The sequence below is a fragment of the Roseovarius sp. genome (assembly GCF_040223625.1).
Lineage (GTDB): Bacteria > Pseudomonadota > Alphaproteobacteria > Rhodobacterales > Rhodobacteraceae > Roseovarius.
Map to the genome: position 1 here is coordinate 128,765 of NZ_JAVKFX010000033.1, position 14,550 is coordinate 143,314.

Consider the following 14,550-nt stretch of genomic DNA (forward strand, 5'->3'; position numbering starts at 1 on the left):
GGTGTCTCCTTTACTCGCGAAGGGCCAGCACGGCCGCGAGGATGACGAGGCCGAAAAACACGGACCGGAAGGCGAAGGGCAGTGCCGTGCCGGCCAGAAGGGTCTGCATGGCGGTGAGCAGCAGCGCGCCGCCGACCATGCCGAGGTAATGCCCGCGCCCGCCGGTGATGAGCGTGCCGCCGACCACGACCACGGCGATGGAGGGCAGGAGGTAATCGTCGCCCATCCCGAGGCTCGCCTGTCCGGAGAAGCCCGCCAGCAGGATGCCGACGATGGCGGCACAGAGGGCCGAGAGGATGTAGACCGAGACGATCACCCGCCCGGTGCGCACGCCCGAGAGGCGCGCGGCAAGCTCGCTGTTGCCGACGGCGTAGACCCGGCGGCCGAAGGCGGTTCGACCCAGCAGCAGAAGGGCGAGGATGACGAAGATCGCCAGCCCGAAGATGATCGGTGTGACACCGGCGATCTTGCCGGTCATCAGCCAGCGCAGCGCCGGCGGGGCGAAGCCCGCGGGCGTGCCGCCCGACCAGAGCAGGGCGGCGCCCTGAAGGAGGCCGTTCATGGCCAGCGTCACCACGATGGGCGAGAGGCCCAGCGCCACCACGCCCAGCCCGTTCATGAGGCCGATCACCACCGCCACGCCGAGGACGACGGGCAGCGCCGTCCAGAGGCCCATATCGGTGCCGCCGACCAGCCCGGTCAGCAGCACGCCCGAGAGCGCGATGCACCAAGGCAGCGACAGGTCGAGCCCGCCGGTGAGGATCACGGCCCCCTGCCCCAGCGCGAGGATGGTCAGGAAGCAGGACAGCACCAGAAGCGAATCCCAGTAGCGCCAGCCGCTGAAGACGTTTCCCAGCACGATCTCGGTCGCGATCAGCACCAGCACGAGGCAGACGAAGCTGGGCAGCACGTAGCGCATCGTGTGGCCATGGCGCTGCAGGAAGGTGGGCCGCGGGGCGGCCTCGGCGGGGCGGGTGAAGGCGAGGCGGCGGTCCTCGCGCGGGCGTTGGGAGACGAGCCAGCCCTTGCCGCGTGCCCGAAGCGCCTCGGAGAGGTCGCGCAGGCGGTGCGACAGGGTGCTGTGGCGCGAGAGCGACCCGGCGAGGACCGCGATCAGCAGCACCGCGCTTTCCGCGATGGTCGAGTAATAGGCCGAGATGTTGAGCGAGAGCAGCAGGTTGACGACGATCATCAGCACGTAGGCGCCGATCAGCGTGCCGATCACCCCGCCCTTGCCGCCGCCGAGACGGGTGCCGCCGATGACCACCGCCGCGAAGGTCGGCAGCAGCAGGGAATTGCCCACCAGCGGATCGCCCGAGCCGGTCTGGGCGCTGACGAAGACGCCCGCCAGCCCGTAGAGCCCGCCCGCCAGCACGTAGGTCAGGAAGGTGGCGAGCCTAGTGTGCAGGCCGGTGGCGTGGGCCGCCTCGGGGTCGCTGCCCACGGCGTAGAGGGTGACGCCGTAGCTGGTGCGCTTGAGCCAGAGCCAGAAGGCTGCCAGCACCAGCAGCAGGGTGACGGGTGCGGGCAGCAGGCCCGGGATGGTGTCGCCCAGGTAGACCGCGCCGAGCGTGGGCGAGACGAAGCCGCCGGGCATGTCCATCACCAGCAGGGTCAGCCCCTGCACGATGAACATCACCGCCAGCGTGACCACGATGGGCTGCAGCCGCATGACCGCGACGAAGAAGCCGTTGACCGCGCCCACGCCCATGCCGATGGCGATGCCTACGGCCGTCCAGAGGAGGACCGAGGCCTCGGGGTTCATCGGGTCCATCGAGGTGGCCAGCACCGCGTTGACCAGCGAGACGACCGCCCCCGCCGAGAGGTCGAAGCCGCCGGAGAGGATGACCAGCGTCTGTCCCGCCGCGGCGATGGCCGTGGTGGCGCCGCCGCTGGCCATGAAGGAGATGTCGAAATAGCTGAGCGGATAGGGGCTGAGCGAGGCGCTGACGGTCAGCAGCAGGGCGAAGACCAGTGCCGCGACGGTGACGGCCTGTCCGCGCCGGGCGAGGCGGAGCCAGCGGGGGGCCCCTGCCCCGTTTGCGTGCTGCGATGAGGTGGTATCGGTCACGTGGCGGCCCCCGTTCCTTCCGGTTCCTGTGCCTGGCGGAGGACCATGGGATCCTGCCCGCCGAGCATCGCTTCGAGCACTGCGCCCTCGGTCAGGGCGTCGCCCTCGAACCAGTCGGTCAGGCGGCCTTCATAAAGCACGCCGACGCGATCGCACATGTGGACGAGTTCGGGGATCTCGGTGGAGTGGAACAGGACCGAACCGCCCGCATCGGCGTAGTCGCGCAGGAGCTTGTAGAGCTGGGCCTTGGTGCCGACATCGATGCCCCGGGTGGGATCGAAGAGCAGCAGGATGCGGCTTTGGGCGACCAGCCACTTGGCGATCACGATCTTCTGCTGGTTGCCGCCCGTGAAGGCGCCCGCCGGCAGGTGATGGGCGCGGGCATCGACATCGACGGCGTCGAAGGCGCCGGCGGCGGCGCGGGCCTCGGCCGAGCCGTCGATGAGGGGACCGCGATGGAAGTTTGCCAGCACCGGCAGGGTGGCGTTGGTGCGGCCGGTGAGCTTGAGGAAGAGGCCTTGGGTCTTGCGGTCTTCCGGCACGAGGCCGATGCCCACGGCGGGGTCGAGCGCGTCGGCGGGGTTGCGCAGGTGCAGCGGCTTGCCGTCGAGCTCGATATGGCCATGGCGGAGGTTCTCTTCGCCGAAGAGCGCGGAAAAGAGCATGTCCTGCCCCATGCCCTGAAGCCCGGCGATGCCGAGGATCTCGCCCCGGTGCAGGGCAAGGTCGGTCTCGCGCAGCTTGGGCCCGGCCAAGAGGGCGCGGGTGGCCAGCACCGGGGTTTCGCCCGCATGATCGCTTGCGGGGCGCTGTGGCGGGAAGGCGTTCTCGACCGAGCGGCCGATGATCATCTCGACCACCTCGGCGTCGGTGACGTCCTCGACCCGGGCGGATTGCACGGCCTTGCCGTTGCGCAGGATCGTCATGGTGTCGCAGAAGGCGCGCACCTCGGGCATGCGGTGCGAGATGAAGAGCACGGTGATGCCGGCGGCCCTGGCATCGGCGATGATCCGGCCCAGCCAGTCGACATCCTCGCCCGAAAGCGCCGAGGTGGGCTCGTCCAGCAGCAGGAGCGAGGGCTTGCGGAAGAGCGCGCGGGCGATCTCGATCTTCTGGCGGGTGGCGAGGTTCAATTCGCCCGCCAGCGCATCGAGGTCGACGGCAAGGCCAAGATCGGCGAAATGCGCGGCCACCTGCCGGCGGATGCGGGCGCGGTTGAGCGTGCCCAGCGCCGTCCACGGCGCGCGGGGCAGCAGCATGTTGTCGAGCACGGTCAGGTCGGAGACGAGGGTCAGTTCCTGGAACGCGGTCTGGATGCCGACGGCATGGGCGTCGCGGGCCGAGTGCAGGCGGACATCGCGGCCGGCGATGCGGATCGAACCGGCATCGGGGCGCACGAGGCCCGAGAGCAGTTTCATCGTGGTCGACTTGCCCGCGCCGTTCTCGCCCAGCAGGGCGTGGACGGTGCCGGGGGCGACCGTGAAGCTGACCTCGCTGTTGGCGATGGTGGGGCCGTAGGTCTTGGTCAGGCCCTCGACCTCGACCGCGGGCACACCGGCGGGAGCGGACGGCATGGCGTCTCCAATCGAAACTCGGGGATCAGGCAGGCCCGGCGGCGGGGTCCGCCGCCGGGCGAAACGCGTGACGGCTCAGTTCTCGGCCTGGCCGACGAGGGCGGCGTTCAGGCCGAGTTGCGGCAGTTCCTCGGAGAAGATCGAGGCGAACCAGCCGGGGTTGGAGACGAGCGCGGGCTGGAAGGCGTTGCAGCCGGCCTTCTGTTCGTCCCAGCTGCCGGTTTCGCAGAGCTCGATCGTGTCGTTGGTGACCAATGGCAGCGGCAGGGTGGTGTGTTTCTCTACTTCCTTGCCATCGAGCACGTCGACCGCCAGCTTCAGCGCCAGCGCGCCGGAATAGGGCGGCGAGGCATAGGAGATGCGCGGCGCGCCCATTGGCTCGTAAGGCGAATTGGCGCCCTCGACCTCGGTGCCCGCAGGCAGCATCTGGATGCGGCCGCCGTTCGAGCCTTCGCCGGCGCAGGGCAGCAGGTTCTCGGGCGAGATGCCGCTTTCGATCTGCATGGCGTTGGCGGTGTAGCAGCCGACCTGCATCCACAGCCCGTCGATATCCGACCAGTCGCGGGTGGCGAGCAGCTTGTTCAGTTCGGTCCGGGCGACGGCCTGGCTCCACATGCCGACGGCCTCGCCGACGATGTTGATGCCCTCGTGCTGCGAGAAGACCTCCTTGGCGGCGGCGGTGCGGGCGGTGTCGACCGAGGTGCCGGGCACGCCGGTGACCACGATGATGTCGCCGCTGCCGCCGAGCTGTTCGGCCAGCCACTCGGCCGTGGCGCGGCCGGCCTCCTTCTGGTCGATGGTGACGTTGTAGGCGCAGGGCTCGGTGATCTCGCCGTCATAGGCGATGATCGTCACGCCGCGGTCGCAGGCGCTTTTGACCACGCTGTTCAGCGCGGTGGGCGAGATCGGGTAGACGACGATGGCATCGGCGCCGGCCTGAACCATGGCGTTGATCTGCTGGATCTGGCGCTGGGCGTTGGGGCCGGCGACCTGGACCTGAAGGTTGACGCGGTCGGCGTAGTCGCCGCTGCTGGCCAGCGCCTTGACCATGTTCGAGGCCTCGGCCTGCCAGTCGTTCCCGATGTAACTCATCGAGAGATAGACGTCATAGGGCTCGTCCTGCGCCTGCGCGGCGGTCGCGGCCAATCCGGCGAGGCCGAAGGCCGCGCCCGTCAAGAATTTCTTCGCAAACATGTATTCCCTCCCATAGGTGGCGGCGCCTCCAACGCCGCGATCACGAATCCACGATCCAATATCTTTGATCAAAAGTCAAAACATGTTTTAATGCCCTGCAGAAGGCGTTACTTCTCTGCGGTCAAAACAGGGTGTGTTCCATGTTCGAAAGCCTTGCCCCGGTCAAACGCGAGACATTGCAGTCGATCGTGCATGCCCGGCTGTGCGACCTGATCCTCGAAGGGCAGCTTGCGCCCGGCGAATCGGTGACGGTGGCCAGCATCGCCAAGGCGCTCGACGTCAGCCCGATGCCGGTGCGCGATGCGATCTCGCGGCTGATGGCGCTGGGGGCGCTGACGGTGGTGTCGGGCCGGTCGATCGGGGTGCCGCGGCTGGGCCTCGAGGAGCTGGACGACATGCTGCGGGTGCGGCTGGAGATCGAGGCGACGGCGGTGCGCTGGGCCGCAGGGAATGTCGACAAGGCGTTCCTGGGCGCGCTGGAAACGGTGCTGGAGAAGATGGAGGAGGCCGAGAGGTCGGACCGGGTGAAGGATTTCATCCGGTCGAATCACGACTTTCACTTCACCATCTACCGGCAGGCCGCCTCTCCGCTGCTGCTGCAGCTGATCAGCAATATCTGGCTGCGCATCAACCCGCATTTCCACCTGCTGCACCGGCACGGCCATTACCGGGTGTCGAACCGCCAGCACCGGAAAATGTTCGAAGCGTTGCAGAATGGCGACGGTGAGACGGCGGTGGCGGCCCTGCGGGAAGATATCGAGAGCGCTTACAAGGTGATCTCTGCGACGCTCAGCGAGGGCGACGCGACGGGGTAGCCGTGGCGTGCGGGCTGGCGGGACCGGATGTCTCGGCGTGCCGGTCCGTGCAAGTTTCTGCCGAAAGTTGCGCGGCGCCACAATCTCTCCACATTCGGATGAGAGCCATGAAGGGGTAACGATGAATCGCCGTCACCCGGCGGTGCCCGACAGAAATGGAGGACACGTGGTTCAGTTCAGCCCAGTACCGGCCTTCCTGCTTGCCGCAGTAATTGCCCTGCCGATCCAGCCCGCGATGGCGGAAACCAGCGTTTCGATCGAAGTGGTCCGGGAAGTGGAAACCGAGGAGGGAGAGCGGGAGCTTCAGCCGGTCGAGACCGCCGTGCCGGGCGAGCCGCTGATCTACCGCATCGAGCTGGAGAATACCGACCCGGTGCCCGCCACCTCGATCGGGTTGTCGCTGCCGCTGGACGAGAGCCTTGCCATCGACCCCGAAACGGTGTCGTCGGAAACGGATATCGGCGTGGTCTTCTCGGCCGATGGCGGGGAGAATTTCGCCGAGTTCTCGGAGCTGTCCGTCGAAGAGGGCGGCACCGAGCGGCAGGCGCAGCCCACTGACCTCACGCATATGCGCATCGAGATAGAAGAGATCGCCGCCGAAAGCACGATCGCGGTCGAGTACGACGCCGTCGTCCGCTGACACGCCCCGGCCCCGCGCCCGCCTGAAAACGAGCCCAGGAACCGAACATGCCACTCACTCACCTGACCCGAGCGCTTGCTGTCGCAACGCTCCTCTCCGTCACCGGCGGCGCCGCACTGGCCGCCGGCACCGAACCCGGCACCAGCGTGTCGAGCACCGTCAGCATCTCGTATTCGAGCGGCGGCACCACGATCACCCAGGACGACGCGGCGAGCGTCGAGTTCGTGGTCGACCGCAAGGTCGACTTCAGCTTCCAGGGCCAGGATGCGGGCGGCACCGTGCTGGCCGACCAGGGCGCCGCCGAGCAGGTGATGGTGTTCCGGCTGGAGAACGAGGGCAACGATGCCTCGGGCTATGACATCGACGTGGCGCGCGCCGGGGATATCGGGCTGACCCATGACCCCGCGGGGGTGGCGAGCCGGGGACCTACTCGGTCTATGTCGGCACGGAATCGGATCTCGCGCCGGAGGATGCGGTCTATGACCATGACGGCACCACGACGATCGGCGACCTGCCGGCCGACGCGGTGCGCTTCGTCAAGATCGTAGCGCATGTGCCGGGCGACGCAAGCGACGCGGCGACGGATACGTTCGACGTGACCGCCACGGCGCTCAACGCGGGCACCAACACGGTCACGACCGAGGTGACCGGCCAGGGCCTTCAGGGCATCGACACGATCTTCACCGACCCCGGCGAGGACGGCACCGAACAGGCGACCGAGCAATACGTGATCCAGGCGCCGCAATTGAGCGCGGACAAGACCGCCGCCGTGGTGTCGGAGAACCTGACGGGCGATTTCGACTGTGGCGGGGGTGCTGCGGAAAGCGGGGCCGAGGCCGCCGTGCCGGGCGCCTGCGTCGAATACGTGATCAGCGTCAGCAATGCCGACGAGGCCAGCAGCGACGCCGTCAACGTGACCATCACCGACGAGCTGCCCGAGGGCATCACCTTTGCCGGCATCGCCGCGAATACCGGGTTCGACACGGTCAACGAGGCCGGCGGCACGGTCACGGCCGAGCTGGCCGCCCTGCCCCCCGGCGCGACCGCGAGCGTCCGCATCCGCGCGACCGTCAACTGAACCCCACCTGACCGACCCGCCGACCAGACCGAAGACAAGCCGGAGGACCCCATGCCACGCGACACCCGCTTTCTGCTTTCGGCGGCCGCGATCCTGAGCGCCCTTGCCCAGCCCGCCCTTGCCGCCGGCGCCCCGCCGGGCGAGATCGTCTCGAACGACATGACGCTGAGTTACGACACCGGCGGCGACACGATCACGCAGGAGGCGGTCGCCGAGGCGAGCTTTACCGTGGACCAGCGGCTGTCCTTCACCTTCGCCTCGCTCGACGAGGGCGGGACGGTGAATGTCGAACCGGGCGCGGCGGCGCAGGAGATCCGGCTGATCCTGACCAACACCGGCAACGCGGCGGTGCCGTTCGACATCGATGTCGCGGCGGTGGCGGACCAGCTTGGCCTGACGCTCGACCCCGCGGTGGGCGGCGAGGAAGGCACCTATTCGGTGTTCCTGCTGGACGAGCCCGGCGGCACGCCGGTGGCCTATGACCCGAGCGGCGTGGTCTCGACCGGGCCGATCCCGGCAGACGGATCGCGGATCATCGCGATCCGGGCGACCATCCCGCGCAGCGCGGGCGATGGCGCGCTGACCTCGTTCGAGGTGAGTGCCGTGCCGCTGACGCCGAATGGCAGCGGGACGCAGGGCGCCGTGCGCGGCCAGGGGCTGGGGGCGGTGGATATCGTCTATGCCGACGAGGGCGAGGATGGCGTCGTGCAGAGCGAGACGAGCTACCAGGTGCTGGCGCCGCAACTGACCGCCGCCAAGGACGTGGTGGTGGTGTCCGAGAACCGCTCGGGCGACTTCTCCTGTTCCGGCGGCACGCCCGAGCCGGAGGCCGAGGCGTTCATTCCCGGCGCCTGCATCGAATACACGATCACGCTCAGCAATGCGCCCGAGGCCAGCAGCCCGGCGACCTTCCTGCAGTTCAACGACACCCTGCCCGAGGGGGTGACCTTCGACAGCGTCGCGGTCAATAACGGGTTCGATGAGCTCGATGTCGAGGGGGCGATGATCAGCGGGGCGATCGCCACGCTTGCGCCGGGCAATTCGGCCTTCGTGCGGATACGCGCCACCGTGGATTGACATGCCGAGATGCCCTGCACCGTTCCGGATAGCGGCGACGGCCCTTGTGATGCTTGCGGGCGCCCCGCAGGCCCAGACGCCTGAACAGACCCCGCCCGGCGGAGAGATCACCAACCGCGCGGTGATCGAGTTCGGCACGGGCGGCATTCCCCCGATCGAGGCTGAAAGCACCATCATGGTGGTCGCGCCCGACGTGCCGGGGGAGTTGTCGGCCTACCGCGTGTCGGCCGCCGAGGCCGAGACCGTCGAGTACGAGGTCGCGACGCCGGAATATTCCACCACGGCGCGGGCGGATGGTCCGTTCCAGCCGGTGCCGGATGCCGACACGCCGGGGCCGGCAGAACCGGCGCTCAGCAGGCTGGCCCGAACCGGCCGGGTGCGGGCCGGGGAGAAGGTGTTCTTCGTGCTAGAGGACCCGCTGGTCAACAGCGACCCGGGCCGGCGCAATACCGCATTGGTGGAGGTGCAGGATTCGGTGAGCGGCGATACCGAGGTGCTGCGGATTCACGAGACCGGCGCGGATACCGGGGTGTTTGCCGGGGGGCTGTGCGCCTGCCCCGACCTGGGCCGTCAGGCGGACGGGCGACTGGCCACGCGCGAGAATTCGCGGCTGATCGCGCGCTCCACCAACGAGCGGTTTCCCGAACGGCGGTTCGAGAACAGTGTCACGGTCGGGCCGGTCTCGCCCACCGGGCGGGTCTTCGACAGCCGCAGCGGCACGGCGCTGGACGGGGCGCAGATCACCATCGTCAATGCCGAGACCGGGGCGGTGGCCGATGTTTATGGCGAGGACCTGGTGTCGCCCTTCCCCTCGACCGTGACCAGCGGCGGGCGGCCCAGCGATGCCTCGGGGCAGAGCTATGATTTCGCGCCGGGCGGCTACCGGTTTCCCTATGTCGAGCCCGGGCGCTACCTGTTCGTTCTCGAGCCGCCCGACGGCTATGTCGCGCCCAGCCGGCTGACGCCCGAGCAGATCGGCAACACGGTCAACCCCGAGGCGCGGGTGTCGGGGGCGTCCTATATGGAACCGTTCGAGATCGCGCCGGGGCAGACGCTGCTGTACGACATCCCGCTCGACGGGGCGGCGATGCTGGATCTCACGCGGACGGGGTCGACCGACGAGGCGGAGGCGGGCGAGGCGCTGCGGTTCACGGTGACGATCGGCGCGTCGGTGCCGGGGGATACGGAGGTCGACCTGGAGGACCGGCTGCCGCGGGGGCTGAACCTTGTGCGCGAGTCGTTCCGGATCGACGGGCAGCGGGCGCCGGGGCGGCTGGAGATCTCGGCGGACGGGCGTGACCTTATGGTCGAGGACCTGACGCTGTTGCAGGGCGAGCGGCGGCGCATCACCTACCTGGCCCGGGTCACGCCCGCGGCACCGGACAGGGGCATTCTGACCTCGCGCTCGACCGCGTCGGGCGACGATTTCGCCACGCTGTCCGCCTCGCACCGGCTGGAGATCGTGCCGGCCTTCGAGCGGGACGAGAGCGCCGTGCTGGGCCAGGTGCAGGTGGGCTGTGGTCCGCCGCGCCGGGCGGAGCGGGACCTGTCGGGCATACGGGTCATGCTGGCCAACGGGCGGTTTGCCGAGACTGACGCGCGCGGGCGGTTCACCTTTCGGGGGATCGTGCAGGGCACGCATGTGCTGGCGGTCGATCCGCTGACACTGCCGCGCGGGTACGAGCCGGTATTGTGCCGCAACAACACGCGGCGGGCGGGGTCGGCGGAGTCGATCTTCGTGGAGACGCGGGAAGGGTTCGTGCGGAACGTGCGGTTCTACATCCGCGAGACCGGGATCGCCGAGCCGCCGGAGCCGGAGATCGCCGCGCCGCCGGGGATCGAGGCCTATGATGTGGACTGGCTGGACGCCGCGCCGCGGCGGGTGGGCATCGCCTATCCGCCGGACAATCACCTGCCGCCGACGCGCAGCCTGTCCGCGGCAATCGTGCGGGCCAAGGGGCAGCGGACGGAGCTGATCCTCAACGGCGAGCCGGTGCCGGAGCTGTACCGGCGCCCGGCGATTGCCGGGGCGGATGGCGAGACGTTCCTCGAAATCTGGCGCGGGGCCGAGCTGGAGGGCGGGGTGAACCGGCTGCGGCTGGTGCTGCGGGATGCCAACGGCAACGTGGTGAAGGAGGAGACGCGGCGCATCCGCTTCGCCGACACGCCCGCCGGGCTGGAGGTGGTGGAGGAGATGTCGGACCTGACGACCGACGGGCGGAGCCGGCCGAGGGTGGTGTTCCGGGCGACGGATGCGGAGGGCACGCCGCTGCATCCCGGCGCCATCGTCACGGTGTCGGTGGCCCGCCCCTTCGCCTTTGCCGCCGACGAGCGGATGCATGACACGCAGCAGGGCGCCGAGCCGATGCAGCGCACCACCGCGACGGTGGACCCGGACGGGTATTTCCGGATGCGGCTGGCCCCCAGCCGGCGGTCGGGGCTGGCGCGGTTCGCCCTCGAGGGGGCCGAGGAGCGGCCCACCGCGACGGCGCGTATTTCGGCGGCCGAGCGGCCGTGGACGGTTGTGGGGCTGGCCGAGGGGACGCTGGCGGGGGAAAGGGTGGCCGATGCCATGGCCGACCCCGGTGACCGGCGCATCCTGTCCTTCGGCGACGTGGCGATCGACGGGCGGGCGGCGATCTATGCCGAGGGGGTGGTGAAGGACGACTGGCTTCTGACGCTGCGCTATGACAGCGCCATCGACCCCGACGAACGGGATTTCTTCGCCGAGGATCCCGACCGCGACTACATCGTTTATGGCGACGAGAGCCGCGAGGGGGATGCCGCCAGCAGCCGCAGCCCGCTTTACCTGCACCTCGAGCGGGAGGGGGTCGACCTGCTCTATGGCGATTTCGACACCGGGATCGGCAGTGACCGTCTGGCCGAGTATACACGGCGGCTGACCGGCGGGCGCGCGATCTTCGAGGACGAGCGGCAGCGGCTGACGCTGTTCGCCGCCGAGACCAGCCTCGGCTTTGCCGAGGACCGGTTCGCGGCCGACGGCACGTCGGGGCCGTTCGACCTGCGCCGGTCGGATATCCTGCCGAACTCGGAAACCATCGTGATCGAGACCACGGCCCGGAACGACCCGTCGCGGGTGATCAACCGGGTCGAGCTGCGCCGGGGGTCGGATTACACGATCGACTACGTGGACGGGCGGATCTTCTTCTCCGCGCCGATCCTGTCGCGCACGCCGGAGCTGGACCCCAACACCATCGTGGTGACCTACGAGACCGAGACCGACCGGAGGAGCGGGTTCATCCTTGGCGGGCGCTACGATGTTCAGGTGAACGACCGGTTGCGGGCGGGGCTGACCCTGGTGCACGAGGATGACATTGCCGATACCGACGGGGCGGGCCGCCTTCTGGGGGTCGATGCGGAATACCGGGTGAGCGACACGCTGACCTTCGGGGCCGAGGTAGCGATGTCGCAGCAGGACGCGTCGAACGTGCTGAAGGCCGGGCGCGAGGCCCATGCCGCGGAGGTCACGCTGCGCTATGATGACGGGGCGAGCGTGGTCGATGCCTATGTCCGGACGGAAAGCACCGGCTTCGGGATCGAGAATATCGTCGAGGGGCCGCAGACGATCAACAGCGCCGGGCTGACCGCGAGCGTGGTTCTGGCCGACCGCAGCACGGAGGACGAGGACGGCGAGACGCAGACCGATATCCTGCGCTTCGAGGCGAGCGCGCGGACCGAGCACAATGTCGACACGCGCGAGACGCTGACGCTGGCCGAGGGGCTGGTGCTGCGCGAGGAGAACCGGCGGACGCGCGGCATCGGGCTGCGCTTTGCCGAGCGGCGGAACGCCCCCGGCGCGCCGGACGGGCGGGTGCTGAAGGCCGTTGGCCGGTTGACCTATGAAAGCGAGGACGGCCGGTTCCGCATGGCCGCGGGACAGGAGGTGAGCCTGTGGGAGGAAGGCGGGCTGGCCGAAGCCGACCGGGGCACGCTGACGCTGCAATACGATGTTAGCGACAGGCTGACCCTGTGGGGCACGAACGAGGTGGCGCTGGGGCGGGATTTCCGGGTCGATATCCTGTCGGCGGGGGCGGATTACGAGGTCTGGGAGGGCGCGGTGCTGACGGGCGGGCTGGTCAACGCGATGACCCGGAGGAACGTGCAGACGGTGGGGCATGTGGGCCTTCGGCAGGACCTGGACATGAGCGAGTATTCCACCGGCTATCTTGGCGTCGAGGCGCAGGATTCGCTGGCCGGCAACCTCGAGGATAGCGGGCCGCTGCAGCGCGCCGGGCTGACCAACCCGCGCCTGTCGGAGGGGTTCGTGGTCTACCGCGCCGGGTTCGAGCGGGTGACGGAGGCGTGGAAGGCCTCGGTCGATACCGAGCTGGGCTATACCGACGAGAATGACCATTTCCGCCTTCAGGCGCGGGCCACGACACCGCTGACCGCGAACCTGTCGATCGGGGCTTATGCGAATTTCTATCGCGCACTGCGCGAGGACGGCACGCGGGAACTGGACCACGAGATCCGGTTCAGCTCGGCCTGGCGGCCGGACGACCGGCCGATCGTGCTGCTGGAGCAGTTCGAGGTGATCCGCGAGCGCGACGAGATCGTCGACGAGACGCGGGTGGTCAATTCGCTGCTTTATACCGAGGAGCTTGACGAGCGGAACGAGGTGACCGCGCGGCACGGGCTGAAATATATCGAGCAGTCCTTCGACGGCGAGACGGTGACGGATTTCCTGATGCTGGTGGGGGGCGAGTACCGGCATGACCTGACCGAGAAGTTCGATATCGGCCTGCATGGCGCGGCGCTGTGGTCGGCCGAGAGCGAGACCACCGATTTCTCGGCCGGGGTTTCGGTGGGGCTGACGCCGTTCAAGAATGGCTGGCTGTCGATCGGCTACAATTTCACCGGCTTCCGCGACGAGGATTTCAGCGAGAACGGGTACACCAACGAGGGGGCATTCGTGCAGTTCCGGTTCAAGATCGACCAGGAGAATTTCAATGAGATTTTCTGAGGCGGTGCAGGGGCTGGTTCTGGTGGCGGCGCTTGGCCTGCCTGCCGGGGCGCTGGCGCAGGCCTGCGGCGCGGGGGGCGAGGCGTTGCGGGTGGACTGGTCAGCGACGGGCTGGAAGCGCGGCGGCCTATCGGGCACGGTTCAGGCGGGCCGGGTGAATGCGAAGGGCGACGGGCCGACCGAGCCGGTCAAGGTCAGTTTCACCGGCTCGACCAACCGGCTGGAAAACGGGTATCCGGCGGTCGGCTCGGAGTTCACCGGCGGCCGGGGCGGCGGGTACGAGTCGCTGGCGATGCAGGCCGATTTCGGCAGCAACAACCAGTCGGTGACCGTGACGTTCGATTTCGCCGTGGCGGTGGACGGGCTGGCCTTCGACATCTTCGACGTGGATTTCCTGCCCTACCTGTTCTTCCAGCGGGGGTTTCGGGACGGTGTGACCATCACCGGCGTGTCGGAGGATGGGAAAACGGTGATGCCCACGCTGCGCTCGCCGCATGTTTCGGCGGGGCAGAACACCTCGTCGCGGGCGACGGTCTACCTCGGCTCGCCGCTGGCGTCGAACCAGGTGGTGGGCTATGGCGAGAATGCCGATGCGGGCTCGGACGCGGGCAACGTGATGGTGCGGTTCGGGGCGCCGGTGACGTCGGTTCGGCTGGAATATACGAACGGTCTCTATGCCCCCTCCCCCAACCCGCAGGCGCAGGCGATCGCGCTGTCGGATATCGATTTCTGCGTGGCGCTGGCCGCCAACCTGGAGGCCACCAAGACGCAGGAGGTGATCTCGGAAACGCCGCAGGCCTGTGGCGATTTCGGCGCGCCCGCGCCCGGCGGGGCCGAGGCGGCGGTGCCGGGGGCCTGTATCGAGTACCGGATCCGGGTGACGAATACCGGCGGCGGCACGGCGGGTGACCTGACGCTGGCGGACGAGCTGGACGACAACCTTGTCTTTCGGGCAGCACGGATGGAGGGTTTCGATGCCGGGGGGCCGGGGTTCGGGCTGTCGACGCCGGTGGCCGGGCAAGGCTGTGGCGGGGGGCGGTGCCGGGTCAGCCTTGACGGAGCCGCCCTACCGGCAGGTGCCACGGGCGAGGTGGTGATCCGGGCGACGGTCGAGTAG

10 protein-coding genes are annotated in these 14,550 nt (G+C 68.9%); 7 read left to right on the forward strand and 3 right to left on the reverse strand.

The annotated features are described in order from the left end of the window. Positions 1–10 precede the first annotated feature (10 nt). The 3 genes from RLN94_RS09935 to RLN94_RS09945 form a co-directional block, all read right to left on the reverse strand. On the reverse strand, positions 11–2,071 hold the full coding sequence (locus RLN94_RS09935) for an ABC transporter permease subunit (RefSeq protein WP_350131360.1): 2,061 nt from the start codon (positions 2,069–2,071) through the stop codon (positions 11–13). Next, entirely contained in the window at positions 2,068–3,645 is a 1,578-nt protein-coding gene (locus RLN94_RS09940) for a sugar ABC transporter ATP-binding protein (protein ID WP_350168897.1), read from the reverse strand. Before RLN94_RS09940 ends, RLN94_RS09935 begins: the two co-directional genes overlap by 4 nt. A gap of 75 nt (positions 3,646–3,720) precedes the next feature. After that, entirely contained in the window at positions 3,721–4,839 is a 1,119-nt protein-coding gene (locus tag RLN94_RS09945) for a sugar ABC transporter substrate-binding protein (RefSeq protein ID WP_350131356.1), read from the reverse strand. Positions 4,840–4,979: 140 nt separating this feature from the next. Here RLN94_RS09945 and RLN94_RS09950 point away from each other — a divergent pair, with 140 nt between their 5' ends. From RLN94_RS09950 to RLN94_RS09980, 7 genes are all read left to right on the forward strand, one after another. Next, positions 4,980–5,654 (forward strand): GntR family transcriptional regulator, encoded by a 675-nt coding sequence (locus RLN94_RS09950; RefSeq protein ID WP_350131354.1) that lies wholly within the window; start codon positions 4,980–4,982, stop codon positions 5,652–5,654. Positions 5,655–5,820: 166 nt separating this feature from the next. Next, complete coding sequence (locus RLN94_RS09955; protein WP_350131352.1) at positions 5,821–6,294, forward strand: hypothetical protein; 474 nt, start codon at positions 5,821–5,823, stop codon at positions 6,292–6,294. A gap of 47 nt (positions 6,295–6,341) precedes the next feature. Continuing rightward, positions 6,342–6,842 carry a hypothetical protein gene (locus RLN94_RS09960; protein ID WP_350131350.1) on the forward strand — a complete coding sequence of 167 codons (501 nt, stop codon included), beginning with the start codon at positions 6,342–6,344 and terminating at the stop codon, positions 6,840–6,842. Further along, on the forward strand, positions 6,821–7,372 hold the full coding sequence (locus tag RLN94_RS09965; protein WP_350131348.1) for a hypothetical protein: 552 nt from the start codon (positions 6,821–6,823) through the stop codon (positions 7,370–7,372). Before RLN94_RS09960 ends, RLN94_RS09965 begins: the two co-directional genes overlap by 22 nt. A 51-nt stretch (positions 7,373–7,423) precedes the next feature. Then, positions 7,424–8,449 (forward strand): hypothetical protein, encoded by a 1,026-nt coding sequence (locus RLN94_RS09970; RefSeq protein ID WP_350131346.1) that lies wholly within the window; start codon positions 7,424–7,426, stop codon positions 8,447–8,449. Between the two features lie 49 nt (positions 8,450–8,498). After that, a complete protein-coding gene (locus RLN94_RS09975; protein ID WP_350131344.1) occupies positions 8,499–13,433 on the forward strand; it encodes a carboxypeptidase-like regulatory domain-containing protein in 4,935 nt (1,644 codons plus the stop codon). Then, on the forward strand, positions 13,420–14,550 hold the full coding sequence (locus tag RLN94_RS09980; RefSeq protein WP_350131343.1) for a hypothetical protein: 1,131 nt from the start codon (positions 13,420–13,422) through the stop codon (positions 14,548–14,550). Before RLN94_RS09975 ends, RLN94_RS09980 begins: the two co-directional genes overlap by 14 nt.

Bases quoted from the DNA above. Each gene is read 5' to 3' on its own strand.
- RLN94_RS09945 (WP_350131356.1), bottom strand. From the start codon at position 4,839: ATGTTTGCGAAGAAATTCTTGACGGGCGCGGCCTTCGGCCTCGCCGGA.
- RLN94_RS09960 (WP_350131350.1), top strand. From the start codon at position 6,342: ATGCCACTCACTCACCTGACCCGAGCGCTTGCTGTCGCAACGCTCCTC.
- RLN94_RS09975 (WP_350131344.1), top strand. From the start codon at position 8,499: ATGCTTGCGGGCGCCCCGCAGGCCCAGACGCCTGAACAGACCCCGCCC.
- RLN94_RS09940 (WP_350168897.1), bottom strand. From the start codon at position 3,645: ATGCCGTCCGCTCCCGCCGGTGTGCCCGCGGTCGAGGTCGAGGGCCTG.
- RLN94_RS09970 (WP_350131346.1), top strand. From the start codon at position 7,424: ATGCCACGCGACACCCGCTTTCTGCTTTCGGCGGCCGCGATCCTGAGC.
- RLN94_RS09980 (WP_350131343.1), top strand. From the start codon at position 13,420: ATGAGATTTTCTGAGGCGGTGCAGGGGCTGGTTCTGGTGGCGGCGCTT.
- RLN94_RS09950 (WP_350131354.1), top strand. From the start codon at position 4,980: ATGTTCGAAAGCCTTGCCCCGGTCAAACGCGAGACATTGCAGTCGATC.